Origin of the sequence: Aquabacterium sp., assembly GCF_035476535.1 — a bacterium.
Lineage (GTDB): Bacteria > Pseudomonadota > Gammaproteobacteria > Burkholderiales > Burkholderiaceae_C > Pseudaquabacterium.
This window is the reverse complement of the sequence record NZ_DATILJ010000235.1, coordinates 1-2,384: the sequence shown is the minus strand read 5'-3', so window position 1 is coordinate 2,384 and position 2,384 is coordinate 1. Positions and strand designations below refer to the sequence as shown.

General features: G+C 71.5%; 2 protein-coding genes and 1 pseudogene. All 3 read right to left on the bottom strand.

What is annotated here, in order from left to right; genetic code table 11:
• Positions 1-185: 185 nt before the first annotated feature.
• Positions 186-1,487, bottom strand: a complete 1,302-nt coding sequence (locus VLK61_RS23445; protein ID WP_325424499.1) for an alpha-amylase family glycosyl hydrolase — start codon at positions 1,485-1,487, stop codon at positions 186-188.
• Between the two features lie 32 nt (positions 1,488-1,519).
• Positions 1,520-2,260, bottom strand: a complete 741-nt coding sequence (locus tag VLK61_RS23440; protein WP_325424497.1) for a hypothetical protein — start codon at positions 2,258-2,260, stop codon at positions 1,520-1,522.
• A pseudogene (locus VLK61_RS23435) lies at positions 2,257-2,384 on the bottom strand (mammalian cell entry protein); the annotation flags it as partial. The pseudogene VLK61_RS23435 and the gene VLK61_RS23440, both read right to left, overlap by 4 nt.

The following is a 2,384-nucleotide window of genomic DNA, read 5'->3' as shown; positions in this document are numbered from 1 at the left end:
CCTGGGCAGCGAGCACCGCATGAACACGCCTGGCACGGTGGAGGATGGCAACTGGGCCTGGCGCTTCGACTGGCCCATGATCGGCAGCGAGCCGGCACGCGTGCTGGGGCTGATCACCGCGGCCAGCGGGCGCGGCCGGTTTGCGTTGATGGGCCTGTGATGTCGCTGTGCGTGCCGCATCTGCGTCAGCGCTGCAGCCGCAGCACGCGCCAGGACTGCGGCGCCAGCGCCAAGTGAATCGCGCCGCGCTCGTCGGTGCGTGACAGCGCGCCCCCAGCGGGGTACTCGTTGCTCAGCGTTGCACCGGCCGGCAGCCCGGCGACGCGCAGCGTGGCGGCTTCGCGCCCATAGTTGATCAGCACCAGCACACGGTCGTCGGCCAGCTGGCGCTGGAAGGCGAACACCAGCCCTTCCACTTGCGGCGACAGGGAGCTGCCGCGGGCGATCGGGCCCAGCGTGTTGCGCAGTGCCAGCAGGGGCTTGTAGAAGGCCGGCAGGGGTTGCGGGTCCGGCTGCGCAGCGGCCATCTTGCCGGGCATGCCGAGCGCGTTGCCGGCATCGATGAAGGGCGTGCCGGGCAGCAGCAGGGTGGTGGCGGCCGCCAGGCGGTAGGCTGCGGCATCGCTCCGCGCTTCATCCCCCGGCCGCCGGCCGGCGAGGGCGTCGTGCTTCGGCAGCATCGTCGTCGTCGTCGTCGTCGTCGGCGCGGCCTTGAGGTACTCGGCCACCCTTGCAATGGCCTCGGGCCGGCCGCGTGCGGCGTCGAGCAGGGGCTGCGACAAGTCCAGCGCCAAGGTGCTCTCGCAGCCTAGCGCCCAGGCCGAGGTCGAAGGCGTCGCTTCGCAGACCAGGTAGCGCTGGCGGTAGCTGCTGATCAGCTGCTGCACGTCGCGCATGAGCGCAGGGCTTTCGGGCGGCTCGTTCAGCGGCGTCGCGTCGTTCTCGAGCCGCTGCGTCAGCACACCGACATGGAAGCCGTCGAGGCCGCGGTTCAGCCAGAAGCGCAGGCTGTCCTGGTGATAGGCCAGCACCGCGGGTGGCGCGGCGGCGCCGGGGGTCATCGTGTAGTCCATGATCACGCCGATGCCGCGCCGGTGCGCTTCGTCCAGCAGCTGGTCGAAGTCGGCCAGCGTGCCGTAGGCCGGCTCGATGCTGCGCTGCCTGCTCACCGCCTGGCCAGGGCCAGCGTCCTCGCGGCGTGTGATGGGCATCAGGCGCAGGCCCTTGATGCCCAGGTCCGCGAGGGCGTCCAGGCTCTGCGTCAGGCCTCGCAGGTCGCCGATGCCGTCGCCGTTGCTGTCGCGCCAGTTACGTACATCGATCACCATGAACGCGCCGTGCTGCCAGCCGGGCTGCAGCGCGCTGCCCGGGTCGGCCATCGCGACCGGGCGCTGGTCGACGGGCTGCGGCGGCTTGGGTAGTGGCGCGCAAGCCGGGAGCGTGGCCAGCGCGGCGGCCAGCGCGAAGGCAAACAAGGGAGGACGCATGTCGGGGGCGGGGCTGTGTGTTCTCGATCCGCTCAGCGCGCCGGCCCCTGCACCAGGCCGATGCGGCGCTTCAGCCGCTGCGTTTCGGGGTTATCGCCATGCTGTTCGGCCACGCGCAACTGCACATTCAACCAGGCCAGCAGCGGCCGGCGCCAGCCCTGGGCCGATGCGGTGTCGACGGCCACCGCCATCGTCGCCGGATGGGCCTGGCCGTTGCGCAGCAGCACCGCAGCGGCCACCAGCCGCGACAGCGGGTCTTCGATCTGCTGCAGCGCCGCAGCATCGCCCGGTCCGCCGACACGGACTGCGGCATTCGCCGGGTCGCCCGAACGGACTGCGACATCCCCCGGGCCGCCGACCTGGGCGACGGCAAACGGCCGCTGCGCCGGCGGCAGCAAGGCCAGTGCAGGCGCTGACAGTGGCTGGGCGGCCAGGTAGCCGGCATAGGCCAGATCGGCGGCGTCGGCATCCTGTTGCAGCGCGTCGAAATTCGGGCAGGGCTCGAACACCAGGCTGGCCACCCGCGCGGCGCAGCGCATCAGCTCGGCGCGTGCCATCAGCGGCAACCGTCCGGTGCTGGCAATGGCGCTGCGGGCGCGGTCGAACTCCAGCGCTTCGAGCCGGGTGTCGCCCAGCAGGTAAGCCTCCAGCGTGCGCTGCATCGATGCATGGGCGTTCATCTGCCAATCGGGTGTCGGCGGCTTGCTCGAGCAGGCGCTGAGCAGCACCAGTGCGGCGGTGGCAGCAGCAGCGGCAAGGCGGCATCGGCTCATGGCAGCTTCAGCTCGGTGTCACGCGCGAAGGGCCAGCGCCGGTTCACTTCATTGACCAGTTGCTCCACCTTGCGCAAGCTGGCTTCGACCTCGGCGCGCAGCGCGCCCAGGTCGGTGCTGGCCA